Source organism: Halomonas icarae (assembly GCF_009901955.1).
GTDB classification, from domain to species: Bacteria; Pseudomonadota; Gammaproteobacteria; order Pseudomonadales; family Halomonadaceae; genus Halomonas; species Halomonas icarae.
Genome location: NZ_WUTS01000001.1, coordinates 1846647 through 1862578, shown reverse-complemented (window position 1 = coordinate 1862578; position 15932 = coordinate 1846647). Strand labels below are relative to the sequence as shown.

Below are 15932 nucleotides of genomic sequence, written 5' to 3'. Positions count from 1 at the left end.
CCTGACCATGAGCGAGCCCGGTGAGCTGATCATCGACCCCAAGGGCGGCAAGCCCGCCGACGCCTGCGTCTTTATCCTGCACGGCCTGGGCGCCGATGGGCGCGACTTCGAGCCGCTGGTGCCGGCGCTGTCGTTGCCGGCCGATGCCAGTGTGCGTTTTATTCTGCCCCACGCACCACGCCTCCCGGTGACCATCAATGGTGGCATGGTGATGCCGGCCTGGTATGACATCAAGGAGATGAGCCTCGACCGTCGTGTCGACGAGGCGCAGTTGATACATTCGGCCGAGCGCATTCAGGGGCTGGTGCGTGAGCAGATCGATCTCGGTATCGAGAGTCGGCGCATCATCCTGGCCGGCTTCTCCCAGGGGGGCGCGGTCGCCTATCAGGCGGCGCTCTCCTTCGAGCGGCCTCTAGGGGGGCTACTGGCGCTCTCCACCTACTTCGCGACCGCCGAGAGCATCTCCCTGGCCGAGGCCAACCGCGAGCTGGCCATTGAGGTGCATCACGGCAGTTTCGACCCGGTGGTGCCCGAGGCGCTGGGGCGCGCAGGCTTCGAGAAGGTCAAGTCACTGGGCTATCCCGCCCATTACCGTCAGTACCCCATGGCGCATGCCGTCTGCCCTCAGCAGGTGACGGATATTGGCCACTGGCTAAGCAAGCGGCTGGTGAACTGAGAGCCACTCTCTCACATCGGGCGTCGCCAAAGGTCGCCTCGACAGCCTGATCCCCTGCGGGCAGGATATCGGTAACGATTCCCATGCCCGCAGGACCCACACCATGAATGCTTCCCCCTATGCCAACCTTCCCGATGCACAGGGTTATTTCGGTCGCTTCGGCGGTCAGCTGATTCCGCCGGATCTCAAGGTCGTGATGGACGAGATCGATGCGGCCTACGAGGAGATCCGCCTGCGCGATGATTTTCGCCAGGAGCTGGCCGAGCTCTTCGCCGATTATGTGGGGCGACCTAGCCCGATCTTCCATGCCCGACGACTCTCCGCCACGCTGGGCGGTGCCCAGGTACACCTCAAGCGTGAGGATCTAAATCACACCGGCGCCCACAAGATCAATCACTGCCTGGGTGAGGCGCTGCTTGCCAGGTTCATGGGCAAGACCAAGGTGATTGCCGAGACCGGTGCCGGTCAGCATGGCGTGGCCCTGGCCACCGCCTGTGCCCTGGTGGGGATTCCCTGCGAGATCCACATGGGACAGGTGGATATCGAGAAGGAGCACCCCAACGTCACCAAGATGAAGATTCTTGGGGCCACCCTGGTTCCGGTGACGCGCGGTACGGCGACTCTCAAGGATGCCGTGGACAGCGCCTTCGAGGAGTACCTCAAGGATCCTCAGAATTTCATCTACGCCATCGGTTCGGTGGTGGGGCCGCACCCCTTCCCGAAGATGGTACGTGATTTCCAGTCGATCATCGGCCGCGAGGCGCGTGACCAGTTCCTCCAGCGGCATGGTCACCTGCCCGAGCATGTAGTGGCCTGCGTGGGCGGTGGCTCCAATGCCATCGGCATGTTCACCGCCTTTCTCGAGGATGAAGGGGTGCATCTGGTAGGCGTGGAGCCCGCCGGTGAAGGACTCGACACCCAGCGCCACTCGGCCACCCTGACCCTGGGCAAGCCGGGTGAGCTGCATGGCATGGCCTGCTATGTGCTGGAGGACGAGACGGGCAACCCGATGCCGGTCCACTCCATCGCCTCGGGCCTCGACTACCCCGGGGTAGGGCCCCAGCACAGCTACCTCAAGGAGCTGGGGCGCGTCGACTACCAGAGCGTCAGCGACGACGAGTGCCTGGAGGCCTTCCTGACGCTTTCTCGAGTGGAGGGCATCATTCCCGCACTGGAGAGTGCTCATGCGGTAGCCTGGGCCATGCGTGTGGCACCGAGCCTGCCGGCCGATCAACATATCCTGGTGAATCTCTCCGGTCGGGGAGACAAGGATGCCGACTATGTGGCCGGGCGGCTAGGGCTCTAGCCACATTAAGCATCGCCGAGAGGGGGCGCCATGCTTGCCGATATGGCAAGGGGCGTGCCTGCCCAGGGGAAACTGGGCTAGGCTGGTAAAGGGCATGGAAAAGCCCGTTTAGCGTACAAGGAACATCGTGGGGTGATGAGATGGCAGCAACTGGGTCGAGATGGCGGAAGTGGTGGCGTGACAGACGCGGCAGGGAGCCTGCGATTGATGCTCTACTACTGGAGTACTATCCGGGAAGCGTCATGCTACTCGACGAGCAGGGAGTGGTGCGCCAGGTCAACCCTGACTTCGAGCGCCATGCCGGCTTCCCTCCCAGGCAGCTTCTCGGCAGGCGCGCCGTGACGCTCGACCTCGATCCATTGCATGGTGATTTTGCACAGGCCATCGAGCAGAGCATGACGACTCTGAAGCCTTGGCGAGGCCTGCTGCTGTGTCGGCGTGCCGATGGTTCACTGCGTCATCAGACTACGCTGATCCAACCACTGGTGCGCGATCATGCCCCCCTGCGTCTGCTGGTCATTCAGTATGATGTCACCGGCATGCGCCAGCGGGCTTTTTATGATCGTCAGCTGCTGGAGCGCCTTGAAGGTACTGCCTCCAGGGTGCCGGGCGTGCTGTTTCGTCTTCGACAGGATAGCGATGGTCGGCTCGAGTTCCTCTACTTCAGTGCGGCACTTCGTGTACAGTTCGGCTTGATACCGGAACAGTGCCTGGACGACCCCGAATCCCTGCTCGGCCGTTTGCCTGTGGATGATCGACAGCGCCTGGAGACCAGTCTGGCCCAGTCCACGGTATCACTTAAGCCCTGGCAACTTGAATTTCGCATTACGTTACCCCATGGGGAGCGTTGGGTTGAGGCTCGTGCTACGCCCCAGGTACGTGGCGATGGCGACGTGATGTGGGATGGTCTGCTGATCGATATCGATGAGCGCAAGCAGGTCGAGCATCGTGTGCAGCGGCTGGTGGCTACCGATATGTTGACCGGAGCCCTCAACCGGCGTGCCTTTTTCGAGCAGGGCGAGGCGGCGCTGGCCCGTGTCGCCCGCCACGGTGAGACGCTCTCGCTGGCCATGCTTGATATCGATCATTTCAAGAACCTGAACGACACCTACGGTCATGGTCTGGGGGACCTGGCGCTGCAGGCCTTCGCCACGACCTGTCGTGAATCGCTGCGCCCCTATGACCTTTTTGCCCGTATCGGTGGAGAGGAGTTTGCCGTGGTTCTGGTGGATAGTCAGCCGAAAGAGGCCTGGAACATGCTGGAGCGCGTGCGGCAAGCGGTGGCCGCCATTGCGCTGGAGACGGAGAGCGAGACGGTACGCTTTACCGTCAGCGTGGGGCTTGCGGTGTTCGGTGGCGATACCTCGCTGGAGTCGGGACTCGCCCAGGCGGATCGCGCGCTTTACCGCGCCAAGCGTGCCGGTCGAAATCGAATCTGCGGACCAGAGACGCTCGTACAGGCTCCCGAAGCTCAGTAAGAAAACGAAGGAGAGTTGGCAATGCGAATGCCACCTGGACACGGTGGCATTACACCAGTCCCAGATAGAGGGAGAGCATTAGCATGACCGGACTATCCGAAGATCTGCGCCTGCCGGTGCCCTGTCCGAGCTGCGGCAGCCATCTGATGCGTGTCTCTCGGGTAAAGAATCCCGATGACAAGGTGCATTGTGCTTCCTGCGGCAAGATGATCTGTCTATGGCATGAGGCCCAGACGGTACTCCGGCAAGGACCCGGCAGCCAGAGCGAGGCGCTGATCGAATCAGCCGTCAATCGCAACCGCTGAACACTGCTCTTGATAAAAGCACAGCTTCCATGGTCACTCCACTATGAAGTGGAAGCGTGGCTTGCTGCACGAAGGTTAGATCTCCCGCCCTTATTGCCCCTCCCTCCGCGAACTTGAATTCGCGGAGAGAGCAGGCACTTATTTACAGATCACGGCTTACAGTTTCCGGCATAGCCGGGTTAAAGCAGCTCCTCCCCGGCCAGTGCCAGGCGAGAGCGCTCCACGCTCTTGAGGGTTACGTGGCCCGCATGGGGCCAGTCGCGGAAGCGCTGCACCAGCGCCGCCATGCCACAGGTATTGGCGGTGAGATAAGGCGTATCGATCTGTCCCACGTTGCCCAGGCAGACAATCTTGGTGTTGCGCCCGGCTCGAGTAACCAGTGACTTGAGCTGCTTGGGCGTAAAGTTCTGTGCCTCGTCGATGATCAGGAAGGTGTCGTTGAGGGTGCGACCGCGCATGAAGCCGGGAGCCCGTATCTGGACACGGGCGCCAAGCAGCTGGCGAGTGGCGCCGTTGTCCCAGCTGGACTCGCCGTCTTCATTGCGCAGCAGGTTATCCATGTTGTCATGGAAGGCCCCCATCCAGGGCGACATCTTCTCCTCCTCTGTGCCCGGCAGGAAACCGATATCTTCGCTCATCGAGATGGGGGCGCGGGTAAAGACCATGCGCTCGAACCGCTTGCTGTCCAGGGTCTGTTGAAAGGCCGCGGCCAGGGTCATGAAGGTCTTGCCGGTGCCGGCGCTTCCGGCGATGGTGACGAGGTCGATGTCATCGTCCATCAGCAGGTTGAAGGCGAAGTTCTGGCGGCAATCACTGGCATGCACTCCCCAGACGCTGGCGCCGTGTCGATAGTTGGTCAACAGCTCCAGGCGAGCGTGTTTGTCGCCTACCTCGCGCACCACGGCCTCGAAGCCGGCCTCGTCGTCGGCGACCAGCATCCCCGGATGCCAGACGACGGGGATCTGGCCGTTCAGGTGGTAGGTGAGGTGTTGGTGGTCGCGCTCCACCGTGACATCAAGGGCGAGGTCGTTCCATAGTTCACTTCCGGTATTGGAGTAGATCTTGACCCCTTCCAGCATAGCGTCGCTATCGGTGAAGACGCGATCGGTGAGGTAATCCTCCACTGGTACGCCGAGGGCAGCGGCCTTGACCCGCAGGTTGATGTCCTTGGTGATCAGGATCACCGAGGCGTCACTGCGTTCGCCATGTAGTCGGCAGGTTTCGGCGAGGATGCGGTTGTCGGGGCTGTCGTCCAGTGTTTCGAGGGTGGTCAGGTCGGTATAGCAGAGCAGGCGCAGGCGGCCTTCGGGGCCATTGAGGCGCGGTATGGGGATGCCATCGCGGATCTGGTCGAGACCGACATTGGCGGTGAGCTCTGACAGGGTGCGACTGACCTGACGGGCCGAGCGGGCGATCTCGCGGATGCCGTTCTTGTGCTTGTCGAGCTCTTCGAGCACGGTCATGGGGATGACGACTTCATGCTCATCGAATTGGTAGATGGAGGCGGGGTCGTGCAGCAGCACGTTGGTGTCCAGCACGTACAGCCGGGTGGCCTTCTTGTCGATGCGTACCATCGGCGCAGCTCTCCTGAATGTCGCTAGACGGGCGTCATGTGACACCCCGATGTCGACACTGTCAGCTCGCGATGTCAGGAAGGTGACAGCGGACTGACGGTGTCAGTAGCGCTGAGATACCCCTCCTCTGGCCTGGACTGTGGCGGGGCGAGTGGTGCCCCCGCATTGCTGAGCATGGTGGGCCGTTCCGGTGCTGGCAAGGTGGGGGGCTTGCGGAGTGTCAACGCAGGTCACGGCTCCTCAGTCTGATAGACCTGCTCCACGTCCAGGGTGGAGTGGTGCCCGAGGGCTGAAAAGTGCTCTGCAAGCCACGCCTCGGCGGTCTTGCGTCCCGCGTCACGCAGATGACAGAGAAAGGGCCACTCCGCATTCATCTTGCTCGAGACGGAGAGCTCGTCCAGCACCTCATCGCCGATGATGCGGTGAAAGAGGGTGCCGGCATAGCAGCCGATATCCACCCCCTGGTCGCCCAGCAGGCGTTGGAGCATGGCGATCATTCGCACCTCCTTGATCAGCGAGGCGTTGAAGGTGATCTCGTTGAGACGGTTCATTATTGCCGCGGCGCTGGTGGGAAGTGCCTCGCGATAGATCGGGTTGATCTGCACGATGACGATATCCCGGGATTTGCAGTTCTCCATCAGTGGCATCAGCGAGGGATTGCCCATGTAGCCACCATCCCAGTAGGCCTCACCGTCGATCTCCACGGCCTTGAAGACCGTGGGCAGGCAGGCCGAGGCCATCACCGCATCGAGACTCATCTCCTCGCGCTTGAAGATGCGCTGCTTGCCGCTACGCACATTGGTGGCGGTGACGAAGAGATAGAGATCCTGGCAGCGGCGTACTCGCTCGAAGTCGACGCGCTCGGCGACGATGTCACGCAGAGGGTTGAGGTCGAAGGGATTGAGCTGATAGGGCGAGAGCAGCCGGCTCATCAGATCCATGGCCACATAGCCCGGCGAGTGGTCCAGGCTCCAGTTGTCGGTCAATATGTTCAGTGGGCCGCGGCGGATAGGGCTGGCCATGCCGGCTCGGCTGACCGCCTGCCAGAAGTCATGCAGTGCCTGGCGGGCGGTGTCACGGTCGCCGCGGGTCAGGGCGTCGGCCATGACCACACCGTTCATGGCACCGGCGCTGGTACCACTGATCCCCTCAATCTCGATGCGGGGATCCTCCAGCAGGCGGTCCATGACGCCCCAGGTAAAGGCGCCATGGGCGCCGCCACCCTGTAGTGCCAGATCGATGCGTTTGGTCTCTTTCATGCTTCTCCTCGTCGGGTGTCGATAATGCGGCGATGTATCGCCGCAGCATAGCGGTAGCGATCGGCGAGGAACAGGCGGCTACGACATGGTCTGTGTACGAAGTTGAATCCCGATCTGGTGACCAGTCTTCGGAAGCCGGAACGTTGTCATGTGTAGTGGTAAATGAGATCGACTGAAAAGTTAGTGATACTGCCTAATTGTCTTATAAATGCGGCACTTTTCAGAGTCTCCCTGAACCCTAAGTGGTGCGGGAAGTATCCAGATATAGGCCAATGTAGCCTCCGACTGTCTCATCAGTTGGACAGTTTCTGTTCGTCTTGGCCAGGAGCAATGCCGCTATTGGCCAGGACGAAAAGAGAAAAGTTTCTTTGTGTTGTCATGTGTTACAGGTCATGGCCGATTAGATGGCATGGTGGTTGCTTAATGATTGGTGACTGCGAACGCGAGCGTCATTCAGGGGACCGGAATGTATGTGGGTCAGAGCGGTGGCGCGGGTTCGTAGGCTGCAGCAGCAACAACCAATGGAGACATGATCATGAAAAAGCATCTTGTACTCGCGGGTACGCCTCTGCTGGCCCTGGTAATGGCCATTTCAACGGCACATGCCAACCCGACCGCCACCTTCTCTGATGGAGCTGATCAGGACGTGAACTCTACCGCCACTGCCGTGGGAGGCTCTAGCGGTAGTTCTACAGGAGGATCAGGACTCGGCTTTGGTGCTGGTGGTGCTGGTACCGGCGGTAGTGCCGATGGCGGAGACGACAACGACAGCGGCCTGCTGGGCGGTGGCGGGTCCGGTGGGGCCGGTGGCACCGGCGGTGCAGGCTCAGGCGGCTATGGTAGTGGTACCGGCATGGGCGGCATGGGCGGCTCTACCGGCCGCGGCGGCGACGCCTGGGCCATGAGCGAGTCCTACAACACCTCCACCAGTGTGATCTCTCGCCAGGATATGACGTCAACCGTTACCGGAGCTCGCATCAATATCAATGGTGGTGCCGGTGCTGCCGGTGCTGCCGGGGGCGCTGGCGGAGCGGCATTCTCCCTCAACGTCGGGCTGGGTGTCGGCGGTAATGGCGGTAATGGAAATGGCGCTAGCGGTGGCAATGCCGGTGCGCTAGGTCTTGGCGGCGGTACCGGTGGTGCCGGTACCGGTACCGGTACAGGTACCGGAACAGGAACCGGCACTGGCTTCGGCGTAGGCGGTAGTGCCGATGCTGGCAGTGGCGCTCTCGCTGCCTCCAATGCCGACAACGACCAGAACGGTGATGGCGGCTCAGGCGGCTTCCTCGCTCCCGGTGGTGCGGGTGGTTCCCAGAATGCCAACTCCTCGGCGGGTGCCTCTTCCGGGGCGACGGCCGGCACTGGAGGTGCAGGCAGCGGCACCGGCAACGGTAGCGGTAGCGGCAGCGGCACTGGTTCCGGTGCTGGCGGCGACGGCACCGGTACCGGCTGGGCCAGCGCAGTGGCCGGCGCCGGCGGCGACGGCTACGGCGGCGGCGGCGGTGGCGGCAGTGCTGCCACAGGTGACGCCTACGCTTATGCAGGTGGTGGCGGTGCCGGCGGCAACGGCGGTAACGGCGGTGCGGCATTCCTGACCACAGGCGCGGCCAACGTCGCCGTGGGAGGCGGGGTGTTCGGTGGCATCAACAACATGAACGTGTCCACCGGCCTCTATAACTCGCAGCTGTCCGGTACCAGCGTGGCGGCTCACAGCAACGTGAGCATCGGCAACTGATCCGGAGCGCGTGACGCGCTGCAACGACGCAAGAGTCGGGAGCCGGTGGAGGAACCTCCACTGGCTCCTTGATGAAGCGCCCTGGGGATTGGAGTTCGAGAGTTCACGGAGTTCGGGAGTTCGCACCATGAAAAGCTTGATTGTCAGTTCATACCCCGGCAGGTGGCGTCATCGCCATATGGTCACAGCACCATTACTCCTTTCGGTGCTGTTGGTGGTGGGTGCGCCGAACAGCCACGCGGAGACAGGCATCAATATCTATCAAGAGATCTTTGTGTCTGGTTCTGGTGGGGACGTTAGTCAGAGCCTGTCACAGGGCTTTTCCGCCATGGAACATCTGGATCGCACAACAATGGAGCAGGCCAGGGCCCGTGAAGGGCAGATGACCGTCAACGTCAACACGGTCAAGAGCGTTCAGAAGATGAAGGCATCGGTAAACGACACCTCCTTCGATATCGGAGGCAACATGGTGTCGGGAAACATTACCTTCGCGCCGGACGCGCTGGGCAGCTATAGCGGTACGGGCATCTTCAGTGCCGTGTCCGGCAACGGAAACTCTATCAATAACGCGGTGGGGATCAGCGTGTTCATCGCTAATTGACGCAATGAAATAAACCGTCATATGACACGCCCATCAAGGGATGATTCGCCATGAACGTGTTTCGGAACCTCTGCTGTGGTATGGCATCACTGTTGCTCATCCTGAGCAGCATGAACGTCATCGCCGGCCAGGTGACCATCGCCAGTCGATTTGGAAACTTCCAGGTAGAGGCCAAGAGTCTTCAGGAGAAAGGCTGGGACAGGGTGGTCCGGCAAGAGTATGACTTCAGTTGCGGATCGGCCGCCGTGGCAACGCTACTGACCTATCACTACCAGCGTGACACGACAGAGGCCGAAGTCTTCGAGACCATGATTCGCGCCGGTGACGCAGAGAAGATTCAGCGTTACGGCTTTTCCATGCTGGATATGAAACACTATCTGGATGGACGTGGACTCAATGCCGACGGGTTTCGGATCACGCTGGATGACTTCATTCGCATCGGTGTTCCGGCCATCACCATGGTGAACACCGCCGGCTACAAGCACTTCGTCGTCGTCAAGGGGATAGATGACGATAATATCCTGGTGGGAGACCCTGCCGCCGGTACCCTGGTGGTGACTCGTGAGCAGTTCGAGCAGTTGTGGAGCGGCACGGTCCTCGGTGCCCGCGCCGAGCTCGAAGTGGCCCGCCAGCACTTCAACCATGATCAGGACTGGGCCGTGCGCCCCGAATCTCCGCTCTCCAGAGGCGTGAACCGCTCGAGCGTCGGTGCCAGCCTGCTGACCCTGCCCGCCTATAATGAGCTGGGTCGGTAGCGAGGAGATAATACGATGAACTCTCGGGCTTTTCGACAAGGTACGGCAAGCCGGCTTGGGTGGGGGTGTGCGGCCGCTCTATTCCTGGCGGCTGGCTCTCAGGCCGCAACGCTTTCTACAGAGGTGCTGGCAGAGGCCTCCGAGACGACTGCCTATCAGCGCCTCGAATCTGCATCACTCCTCGATGGGGACAGGCTCTATGCCGAGGTATCGCAGTCCCGTGCCGCTCACGACGGATTTTATCGCGGTGACGTGATCGCGGATGGGGAAATGGGCCAGATGCGCGCCGGCTTCAATATTGGTGGGCTCGATGTGGACTTCGGCGCCCGCCTGCAGACACAGATCGACGACAGGGTAGAGCTGGTCTCAGTGGTCAACTTCACTCCGGCAGGCCCCAATCTCGTCTCGCAGACCCTGCGCGACCCCGGCGGGATGGCGGCTCAGGTTGGTAACGGTACGTTATCGGTGACCGACGTGACACCGGGTGGTGTAGACCTGGCAGGCCTCGCCGACTTTTCGGGTATTGCCTTGAACGATGCCAAGGGTTTTACCTCCGCCCTGCATAATATTACCAGGGGGGCCATCGTCAGCGGCGTGGTCAGTAATGCATCGAACCGGAACATCCAGCAGAGAATCGATATCAGTGTTCGACTCAACAATATCGGTGCCCTGGATGCGGCCAGAAAACGGGCCGCGATCCTGGATTCATTCTCCGGTATTCTGCGCTGACACCGGTTTTTCCACCGCTCTCGCATCGATCATCTCCATAACTGGAAATCATAAACCATAAAGAGAGAGGCTGCCTGTAAGTGGCAGCCTCACTCTTTTATACCTGTTACGTGTCTCTGGTCTCTTGGCGTCGTGCCACACGCGTCAGCCTAGAAAACATTCATTCCGATAGGCATGCGAAAGGTCAAGGTGGTGTCCGGGGCGTCCTCGGTGATACCAAGCTCGAGCCCCACGTTGATATTGACATCCGGGTTTAGCGAGTAATTCCAGCCCAGCAGCAGGGAGCCGACGTTCAATGTCTGCGACTGCACGGAGGTGGTGGTGCCAGTATCGACATTGACATAGTCGGTCTTGGTCTTGCCGATAAAGTCGTTCTTGTACCCCAGGGTAAAGGAGGTGCGCGGGTTGATCGAATATGCCATGCCGAAGCTGAGACGCACGGCATCGCCCGGATCGACATCGCCGACAACGACATTGAGTGGGTTTCCTCTATCATCATCAACGTTGGATAGGCTCTGATTCACACTATCTTCCAGGTGAAAGACATAGCCAAGATTGGCGAAGTAGACCGCCGGCGCCGAGGGCAGCAGCATGGTGATGCTGGGCTCGATCGAGTGGAAGCCCGTACCCGTCGAGAGTTCCAGTGGGTTACCTTCGCTATTGCGGTCAATATCGAAGGGACCCTTGCCGGTGGTGGTCTTGTAGCGCAGGTTGCCGATAAAGAAGGGCATGCCGTTCTGCCCACGATTCAGCTGATAGTGAGCGGCCAGTTCGATGTCCCCCAGACTGTCGCCGGAGAGCTCTCGGTCGAGGCTGAAGACACCGTCCTCGCCATCCTCGATGGGAACGTTGATCCTCTCGTTCTCGTCTCGATAGACATAGGGCACCTTCATCTCGAGCTCCAGGCGATCGGTAACGCCGAGGCGGCCGGTCAGTGAGGCGGTGTAGTTGTCGCGATCGACATCCTGAGCCGTGAATACGCCGATCAGCAGTGTACTGAGTACACTGACCCCTTCGAAGGTCATTCGGTTGATGCTTTCGTGGGAGTATTGGAACTCGGGCTCGAGTATCAGGCGTCCACGCGGGGTGAGGACACCGCCATACTCCGCCATTGACTGAACATTGAACTGCGGCTCGGCTTCCGGTGGCTGCTGGCCGACGGGCTGAGTGGCTTCCTGGGCCATGAGAGGCGAGACGCTGATGAACAGAAAGGGGGTTGTAATACCAATAAGTACACGCTGATATGAAGTCATGGGTGCATTTCCTGTGGTGGTTAGGCTCGGCTATCGAGCGGTCGAGGAACGCAGTGCTTGTCTATCAGGCGGTACAGGGTGGCTCGAGAGATGCCGAGATCCTGTGCAGCGTGCAGCGCATGGTTCCTGTTGCGAGCCAGTGCGGCAGCAATGGCCTCACGTTCGGCGCAGTTCCGAATATCCTCCAGGGAAGGGCGTGTTCTGACGAGGTCCTTGCGTCTTTCCAGGCCAAGGTCATCAGGCGTGATCAGTCGCTCCTCACACATCACCATGGCACGACGGATTCGGTTGACCAGCTCTCGCACATTGCCTGGCCAGTGATGCTGACGCATGGTGACAAGACTGTCATGGCTGAAGCCGCGTACCCGGCAGGGTGACTCGGCTCGAAACTTCTGAAAGTAGTGAGAGGCCAGGGCCTCGATATCCTCTGGCCTTTCACGTAGTGGTGGCATTCTGGCTTGCAGAACGTTGATGCGATGATAGAGGTCCTCTCGAAAGTCGCCCGACTGTATGGCGTGCTCCAGGTCGACATGGGTCGCAGTGAGTATCCTGACATCCACCGCTATTTCGCGCAGACTGCCGAGCCGTTGGATACGGTGATCTTCCAGGAAGCGTAGCAGGTTGACCTGAAGTTCCAGCGGGAGGTCGCCGATCTCGTCGAGAAACAGGGTGCCACCCGATGTCGACTCGATGATTCCTACCTTGCACTTGCCTGCGCCGGTGAAAGCTCCTTTCTCATGGCCGAAGAGCTCAGACTGGATAAGACCGGAAGGTAAGGCGCCGCAGTTAACGGCGTTGAAGGGGCCTCCATGCCTGGGCGAATTCTCATGAATTAGTCTAGCCGTCAGCTCCTTCCCAGTACCAGATTCACCAGTAATAAGTACCGGTGCATCTACCAAGGCAATTTTCTCGATATCCTTGAGCAGTTTCTGGATAGCATGGGACCTGCCGATCATTTGCGCCCTATGACCGGGCACTGCAGGGGAGTTACAGTCCCCAAAATGGGCTGAAAGCACCTCCGAAATGGTGAGCGTGCTCTCCAGCACATGGTTGGCTTTCTCGGGATCCAGGGGCAGCAGGAGACAGGCATGGCAGTGCCTGGCGACAAATGCACGTATTTGATATTCCTGCAGGCTGTCAGTGCTTAACAGTGCTACCCAGAGGGTGTAAGGCACCAGGCAGACCAGCCTCTCCAGTTCAAGGGAGGGCCTGGTATAGGCCGGCTCCATAAGAATGATTCCGAGTGGAGGGGGAGATGTAAGAAGAAGCTGCTCAGCCTCTACCGGGCAGCTGGTCCGTTGAAACTGCCATGCATATTGCTTCAGTGATAGTGCTGCGCTGGCCGTAAAGCGCTGGTCACCTATCATTAGAACATGGCGTGATTTATCCATCATCACCCTTTAGATGTTGCTTATTATTTGATATTGGTCGCCTCGACGATCAATATCACCCGCCATGGGAACCATGTTTCTGTATTACTCAGCATTTCTCTGCATTCCGTACTGTCAAAATGTCGCCATTTGGCATCATTGGTCTGACAGGAGTGAGGCCCTATGACGTTGAAATCGTAGAATAGAGAAAGTGTTGTTGGTAGATTGATTTTTGTAAAGGATAAGGACCAAAAGGTTGCTTTGTGTGTTTGTCAGCGCGATGGCGAGATGCCCTTGTTCGGGCGATCTCACGCCTTGCTTACCTTCTATTCGTCGCAGGCCCTGGCTGGGTTAGCCTCAACTCATGTTCCGAGCATCATCCATGGCCGACAAGCTCCATAGAGCTTAGTCAATCCGCGTTGCTGCTGCGTCTTCCAATTTCGTTAGCCGCAACGGCTAACGCTTGTCATATGACTGCATGGCCAGCTGTCGTCCTTGATCGCGGTCGCAGCTGAGGTAGGCGGAGCTCGTTAACCACTCCGGATCGGGATAGTAGGCGAACAGGTACTGCTCCTCCTTGAGGCTGTCGATCAGTGGGTAGGTAACTTCCTGGCGTACGGCCGGGCAACCAAGGCTACGCCCTAGTCGGCCGGTCTGTTCGATAAAGGACTCGCTAACATAGTCAGCGCCGTGCATCACGATGGCGCGTTCAAAGGCCAGGTGGTTGACGCCTGGCTCGAGGCCCTCGAGTCGAAGCGAATAGCCGTTGCTCCCGTAATAGGTGTTCATGGTGCGAAATAGACCGAGGCTCGATTGGTGGCTCTCCGGTGTATTTGAGAAATGCGTGGCCAGTGCATCGCCAGATCCCCGGCCATGGGAGACCAGTTCCTCGAAGAGCAACTGCTTGCGACGCAGATCGAAGACCCACAGGCGTGGCTCGTTTGAGGGCAGCGAATAATCGATCACCGCCAGACGCTCGGCATCAGGATCGGCACACGATAGAGCATTGGCGGCCAGTGTAAGCATCTCGCGATTGGCATTCGGTGCCAGGCGCGTCAGGACCCGGGCCAGGGGGACCCCATCCACCATGCGTGGGCTTGCATCCTGGGTGGCGGGAGTGTCGGCGCAGGCGCTGGCTAACAGGCCGCTCGCGCAGAGCAACCAGACGGTAAGGGTTGATCGCATCATCACATCGAGTCTCATGGTTTCTCGCTATGATGTAAGGACGAGCCAGCTTGATCAAGTTAGCAATTAGCGATAATGGAGGTGAACATGCGGCGATCTGTCGCGATAGCTGGGTTGATGCTGATTATCTTGTCGATGTCTGGCACGGCCATCGGACAGCCGTCGGCGCCGCAGGAGCGCAGCATGACCGCGGTGGAGCAGGTCCTGGTGCCGCGGGGGGGAAGCTTGGAGGCTTTCTATGCGGCGCGCGCATTCCAGGTGGCCTGGATGCGAGAGGAGCAGGTGCAGGGGCTGGTCGAGGCGTTGAAGGGGGTGGCCAGTGATGGCCTGAATCCCGGCGACTATGGTGCCGACCGTCTGCTGGCAGGGTATCGCCAGGCTCTGATCAGCGATGAGCATGCACAGGCACGCTTCGATATCCGGGCGACCCGCGCCCTATATACGGCGTTGCGTCACCTCCATCATGGCAAGGTGGACCCGCACAGCATCGACCCGCAATGGAAGGTGCCCATCAATGAGCGGCTTCCTACTCTGGACAGGATCATCCAGGCGGTGGAAACAGGGCAGTTGGCGGCACTGTTCGACTCGGTGCGTCCGGCCTATGCCCCCTATCAGCGGCTGCGCCAGGGGCTGACCCGCTATCGGAACATCCAGCGCCTGGGGGGGTGGCCCATGCTTCCCGATACTGGGCCCGTCCTCGAACGTGGTGTGACTCATCCGGATGTGGCGATTCTGCGTAAACGACTGGCCCAGATAGGCGAACTGGAGGTCATGGCGGCGGATATCACGATCCTGCCGGAGGCCAAGCTTGAGGCGCCTGATCCGCAGTATTTCGATGCCAGTCTCGAGGCGGCGGTAAGGCGTTTCCAGGATCATCATCTGCTTGAGATGGATGGCATTGTCGGTCCGCGTACCCGTGAAGCGTTGAATGTGCCGGTGGACAGGCGCATCGACCAGATTCGTCTTAATCTTGAGCGCGCTCGCTGGCTGATGCATGGCTTGCCCGAGGCATTTGTGCTGGTGGATATCGCCGGCTACCGTGTCAGTTACTTTCGTCCCAATGGTGATGTCTGGCGGTCACGCATCGTGGTGGGTCAGCCCTATCGACGGACGCCCTCGCTGCGCTCTGAGATCACTCACCTGACCGTCAACCCGACCTGGACGGTGCCGCCGACCATCCTGCGTGAAGATGTGATTCCCAGTGTGCGTCGAGACCCGAACTACCTGGATAGGCGCAATATGCAGGTGCTGACGCCGTCGGGTCAGCGCCTCAGCCCGGGCCAGGTCAACTGGTCAAACCCGGGTAATGTGATGATTCGTCAGGCCGCGGGGCCGGGCAATGCCCTGGGTCAGGTGGTGATCCGCTTTCCCAACGACCATCTTGTCTACCTGCACGATACTCCGGCTCAGGGGCTATTCGCTCGTCAGCGTCGCGCCTTCAGCTCGGGGTGTATTCGAGTGCAGGGGGTGCTGGAGCTCGCCCAGCTTCTCCTGGATGATACTGGCAGCGATCGCGATCTTCGCTCTTTGCTGGCGGGTGGTCGTACTCGAAATGTGTCGCTGGTCGAGCCGATGCCGGTCATCCTGCACTACTGGACGGTGCATCCGGGTGCCGGCGGTCGACTGGTCTTCCGCCCCGATATCTACGCGCGTGACGACGCCCTGCTGCGTGCACTGGACCGTCCGCTGGCATCCTTGTAGGTGCG

At 60.1% G+C, this 15932-nt stretch carries 14 protein-coding genes; 9 read left to right on the top strand and 5 right to left on the bottom strand.

The window, feature by feature from the left end:
* The first annotated feature begins 7 nt into the window (after positions 1 to 7).
* The 4 genes from GRB80_RS08570 to GRB80_RS08555 all read left to right on the top strand — a co-directional run bounded on the left by GRB80_RS08570 (position 8) and on the right by GRB80_RS08555 (position 3765).
* On the top strand, positions 8 to 676 hold the full coding sequence (locus GRB80_RS08570; RefSeq protein ID WP_132041841.1) for an alpha/beta hydrolase: 669 nt from the start codon (positions 8 to 10) through the stop codon (positions 674 to 676).
* 103 nt (positions 677 to 779) lie between these two features.
* Positions 780 to 1982, top strand: coding sequence for a tryptophan synthase subunit beta (gene trpB / locus GRB80_RS08565; protein WP_132041840.1), 1203 nt, complete (start codon positions 780 to 782; stop codon positions 1980 to 1982).
* A gap of 140 nt (positions 1983 to 2122) precedes the next feature.
* Complete coding sequence (locus GRB80_RS08560) at positions 2123 to 3460, top strand: sensor domain-containing diguanylate cyclase (protein WP_272922881.1); 1338 nt, start codon at positions 2123 to 2125, stop codon at positions 3458 to 3460.
* A gap of 83 nt (positions 3461 to 3543) precedes the next feature.
* A complete protein-coding gene (locus GRB80_RS08555) occupies positions 3544 to 3765 on the top strand; it encodes a hypothetical protein (protein WP_132041838.1) in 222 nt (73 codons plus the stop codon).
* A 179-nt stretch (positions 3766 to 3944) separates the two neighbouring features.
* On the opposite strand, the gene GRB80_RS08550 is transcribed toward GRB80_RS08555, so the two are convergent.
* Positions 3945 to 5339, bottom strand: coding sequence for a PhoH family protein (locus GRB80_RS08550; protein ID WP_161423267.1), 1395 nt, complete (start codon positions 5337 to 5339; stop codon positions 3945 to 3947).
* Between the two features lie 230 nt (positions 5340 to 5569).
* Positions 5570 to 6598 carry a patatin-like phospholipase family protein gene (locus GRB80_RS08545; protein WP_161423266.1) on the bottom strand — a complete coding sequence of 343 codons (1029 nt, stop codon included), beginning with the start codon at positions 6596 to 6598 and terminating at the stop codon, positions 5570 to 5572.
* 535 nt (positions 6599 to 7133) lie between these two features.
* Between GRB80_RS08545 and GRB80_RS08540 the strand changes: the two genes are divergently transcribed.
* The 4 genes from GRB80_RS08540 to GRB80_RS08525 all read left to right on the top strand — a co-directional run bounded on the left by GRB80_RS08540 (position 7134) and on the right by GRB80_RS08525 (position 10418).
* On the top strand, positions 7134 to 8333 hold the full coding sequence (locus GRB80_RS08540; RefSeq protein ID WP_161423265.1) for a hypothetical protein: 1200 nt from the start codon (positions 7134 to 7136) through the stop codon (positions 8331 to 8333).
* Positions 8334 to 8460: 127 nt separating this feature from the next.
* Complete coding sequence (locus tag GRB80_RS08535; RefSeq protein ID WP_161423264.1) at positions 8461 to 8934, top strand: hypothetical protein; 474 nt, start codon at positions 8461 to 8463, stop codon at positions 8932 to 8934.
* Between the two features lie 50 nt (positions 8935 to 8984).
* Complete coding sequence (locus tag GRB80_RS08530) at positions 8985 to 9689, top strand: C39 family peptidase (protein WP_132041834.1); 705 nt, start codon at positions 8985 to 8987, stop codon at positions 9687 to 9689.
* Positions 9690 to 9704: 15 nt separating this feature from the next.
* Positions 9705 to 10418 carry a hypothetical protein gene (locus tag GRB80_RS08525; RefSeq protein ID WP_161423263.1) on the top strand — a complete coding sequence of 238 codons (714 nt, stop codon included), beginning with the start codon at positions 9705 to 9707 and terminating at the stop codon, positions 10416 to 10418.
* A gap of 149 nt (positions 10419 to 10567) precedes the next feature.
* Here GRB80_RS08525 and GRB80_RS08520 read toward each other — a convergent pair whose 3' ends face one another.
* From GRB80_RS08520 to GRB80_RS08510, 3 genes are all read right to left on the bottom strand, one after another.
* Positions 10568 to 11671, bottom strand: a complete 1104-nt coding sequence (locus GRB80_RS08520) for a transporter (RefSeq protein ID WP_161423262.1) — start codon at positions 11669 to 11671, stop codon at positions 10568 to 10570.
* Between the two features lie 20 nt (positions 11672 to 11691).
* Positions 11692 to 13062, bottom strand: a complete 1371-nt coding sequence (locus GRB80_RS08515; RefSeq protein WP_237561945.1) for a sigma-54 interaction domain-containing protein — start codon at positions 13060 to 13062, stop codon at positions 11692 to 11694.
* Positions 13063 to 13497: 435 nt separating this feature from the next.
* A complete protein-coding gene (locus tag GRB80_RS08510) occupies positions 13498 to 14229 on the bottom strand; it encodes a murein L,D-transpeptidase catalytic domain family protein (RefSeq protein WP_202597190.1) in 732 nt (243 codons plus the stop codon).
* Positions 14230 to 14409: 180 nt separating this feature from the next.
* Between GRB80_RS08510 and GRB80_RS08505 the strand changes: the two genes are divergently transcribed.
* Entirely contained in the window at positions 14410 to 15927 is a 1518-nt protein-coding gene (locus GRB80_RS08505) for a L,D-transpeptidase family protein (protein WP_237561944.1), read from the top strand.
* The last annotated feature ends 5 nt before the right edge of the window (positions 15928 to 15932 follow it).